This is a genomic window from Clostridium sulfidigenes (genome assembly GCF_000732635.1).
Classification (GTDB): Bacteria; Bacillota; Clostridia; order Clostridiales; family Clostridiaceae; genus Clostridium_J; species Clostridium_J sulfidigenes.
Map to the genome: position 1 here is coordinate 1 of NZ_JPMD01000070.1, position 2757 is coordinate 2757.

At 38.2% G+C, this 2757-nt stretch carries 1 protein-coding gene, 6 tRNA genes and 3 rRNA genes; all 10 read left to right on the top strand.

What is annotated here, in order from left to right; translation table 11 throughout:
- Window positions 1-120 (top strand): 23S ribosomal RNA (locus IO99_RS17840); the annotation flags it as partial.
- A gap of 182 nt (window positions 121-302) precedes the next feature.
- A 5S ribosomal RNA gene (gene rrf / locus IO99_RS17845) occupies window positions 303-420 on the top strand.
- Window positions 421-426: 6 nt separating this feature from the next.
- Window positions 427-501 (top strand) — tRNA-Glu (locus IO99_RS17850).
- A gap of 3 nt (window positions 502-504) precedes the next feature.
- Window positions 505-588 (top strand) — tRNA-Leu (locus IO99_RS17855).
- A gap of 3 nt (window positions 589-591) precedes the next feature.
- Window positions 592-665 (top strand) — tRNA-Gly (locus IO99_RS17860).
- A 4-nt stretch (window positions 666-669) separates the two neighbouring features.
- Window positions 670-746: transfer RNA gene (locus IO99_RS17865), tRNA-Arg, on the top strand.
- Between the two features lie 5 nt (window positions 747-751).
- A tRNA-Gln gene (locus tag IO99_RS17870) sits at window positions 752-826 on the top strand.
- Between the two features lie 6 nt (window positions 827-832).
- A tRNA-Lys gene (locus IO99_RS17875) sits at window positions 833-908 on the top strand.
- Between the two features lie 137 nt (window positions 909-1045).
- Entirely contained in the window at window positions 1046-1792 is a 747-nt protein-coding gene (locus IO99_RS17880; RefSeq protein ID WP_035135861.1) for a peptidylprolyl isomerase, read from the top strand.
- Window positions 1793-2238: 446 nt separating this feature from the next.
- A 16S ribosomal RNA gene (locus IO99_RS17885) occupies window positions 2239-2757 on the top strand; the annotation flags it as partial.

Here is a 2757-nt window from a genome sequence, read left to right on the forward strand (position 1 = left end):
GAGATTTCCCATAACGTAAGTTAGTAAGACTCCTGGAAGACCACCAGGTTGATAGGTGAGGGGTGTAAGCATGGTAACATGTTCAGCTGACTCATACTAATAAGTCGAGGGCTTGATCTAAATAAAGACGAAATAAATTTCACTGTGTAATTTTGAGAGAACATTTAACCAATGTTTTCATAAATTTGATAGAAGCGAGAAGTTCAAGGAAATAACTGAGTGAGGAGCAGAGTTTATAAACATAAATGAGCACCACAACGAAGGAGATTGACGAAGAAATTCGAAGCTTATAGAAAATTTAATCTGGTAATTATGCTTTTGATGGATACACCCGTTCCCATACCGAACACGAAGGTTAAGCATCAAGAGGCCGATAGTACTGCACGGGAAGCTGTGTGGGAGGGTAGGTTGTTGCCAGGTCAATATGGCTCCTTGGTCAAGCGGTTAAGACACCACCCTTTCACGGTGGTAACAGGGGTTCGATTCCCCTAGGAGTCACCATATGCAGATGTGGCGGAATTGGCAGACGCACTAGACTTAGGATCTAGCGCCTTAGGCGTGGGGGTTCGACTCCCTTCATCTGCACCACAGGCGGGTGTAACTCAATGGTAGAGTGCTAGCCTTCCAAGCTAGTTACGAGGGTTCGATTCCCTTCACCCGCTCCATTTTGCGTTTTTAGCTCAGCTGGATAGAGCAACGCCCTTCTAAGGCGTGGGCCAGGGGTTCGAATCCCTTAAGACGCACCATATATTGGGATATCGCCAAGCGGTAAGGCACCAGACTTTGACTCTGGCATTCGTAGGTTCAAATCCTGCTATCCCAGCCAGTAAATGGTTCACTAGCTCAGTCGGTAGAGCACATGACTTTTAATCATGGTGTCCGGGGTTCGATCCCCCGGTGAGCCACCAAATCCTATTACTTAATGTAGTAGGATTTATTTTTTTATTTAGAAATTGTACATATGGTGAGATAAATTTTATTTCATTTTAGATATAAAGTATGTTATCATATAGTAAAATACAATAATGCATAAAGGAGTAGAAATATGGAAAATAAAATTTTAGCTTCAGTTAATGGAAAGAATATAACTCAACAAGATGTAGATATGGCAATGGCTAGATTTCCACAACAAAATCAAGAACATTTTGCAAGTGAAATAGGAAAAGAGCAACTTTTAGAGCAATTAATAAGCTTTGAATTACTTCATAAGTTTGCTATAGATGAACAGTTAGAAGAAACTGAAGAGTTTAAGTCTCAATTAGAATTATTAAAGAAAGATTTATTAATTCAAGCTGCAGTAAAAAAAGTTCTTGATGTTGTTACAATTTCAGATGAAGAAGTAAAGAAATACTTTGAAGATAACAAAGAAATGTTTAAAGGCGAAGCAAGTGTAAGAGCTAAACATATATTAATTGATAATGAGGATAAAGCTAAAGAAATAAAAGAAAAAATTAATAATGGATTAAGTTTTGAAGAAGCGGCAAGAGAATTTTCAACTTGTCCATCAAATTCACAAGGTGGAGATTTAGGAACATTTACAAGAGGTAAAATGGTTCCTGAGTTTGAAAATGCAGCTTTTGAATTAGAGGTTGGACAAATTAGTGAGCCAGTAAAAACTCAATTTGGATATCATCTAATAAAAGTAGATGAGAAGTCACCAGAGGTAATGAAATCTTTTGACGAAGTTAAAGATTCATTAAAATTAAACTTATTAGGTCAAAAACAAAACATGGAATATATTAAACTTATAAATGATTTAAAACAAGAACAAAAAGTAGAGATATATAAGTAATAATACTTCAAATGAAAAATAGCATCATCTTTTGAAATAGATGATGTTATTTTTTTATGTTTACAATATAAACAATGCCATGTGTATCAATATAAGTATATATAAGAAAATAAGAGTATTTAAAAGCAATTTAGGAATATTCATAGATTAGTACTATAAAATTTAACTTATATATCAATAAATCATGGTAAGATAAGTTTTGTCGCTGAGAGATGCGGCAGTAAACAATAAGAAATTGAGAAAAAAACTTCTAAAAAAATATTGACAGATAAAAAATTATCTAGTATAATAGTAAGAGTCGTCGGAAGTAATCGATGATAATGAAAACCAAATGGTCTTTGAAAATTAAACAGAGAAAAAGGTAAAACCAGTTAATTCCGATAGAGAAATCTATCAAATAAATGACTTAACAAGTCAGCGAAAAAAAGAGCATAGCTCAAACTTTTTAAATTGAGAGTTTGATCCTGGCTCAGGACGAACGCTGGCGGCGTGCCTAACACATGCAAGTCGAGCGATGAAGCCCTTCGGGGTGGATTAGCGGCGGACGGGTGAGTAACACGTGGGTAACCTGCCTTATAGAGGGGGATAGCCTTCCGAAAGGAAGATTAATACCGCATGAAATGTTTTTATCGCATGGTAGAAACATCAAAGGAGTAATCCGCTATAAGATGGACCCGCGGCGCATTAGCTAGTTGGTGAGGTAACGGCCCACCAAGGCGACGATGCGTAGCCGACCTGAGAGGGTGATCGGCCACATTGGAACTGAGACACGGTCCAGACTCCTACGGGAGGCAGCAGTGGGGAATATTGCGCAATGGGGGAAACCCTGACGCAGCAACGCCGCGTGAATGAAGAAGGCCTTAGGGTTGTAAAGTTCTGTTTTCTGGGACGATAATGACGGTACCAGAGGAGGAAGCCACGGCTAACTACGTGCCAGCAGCCGCGGTAATACGTAGGTGGCAAGC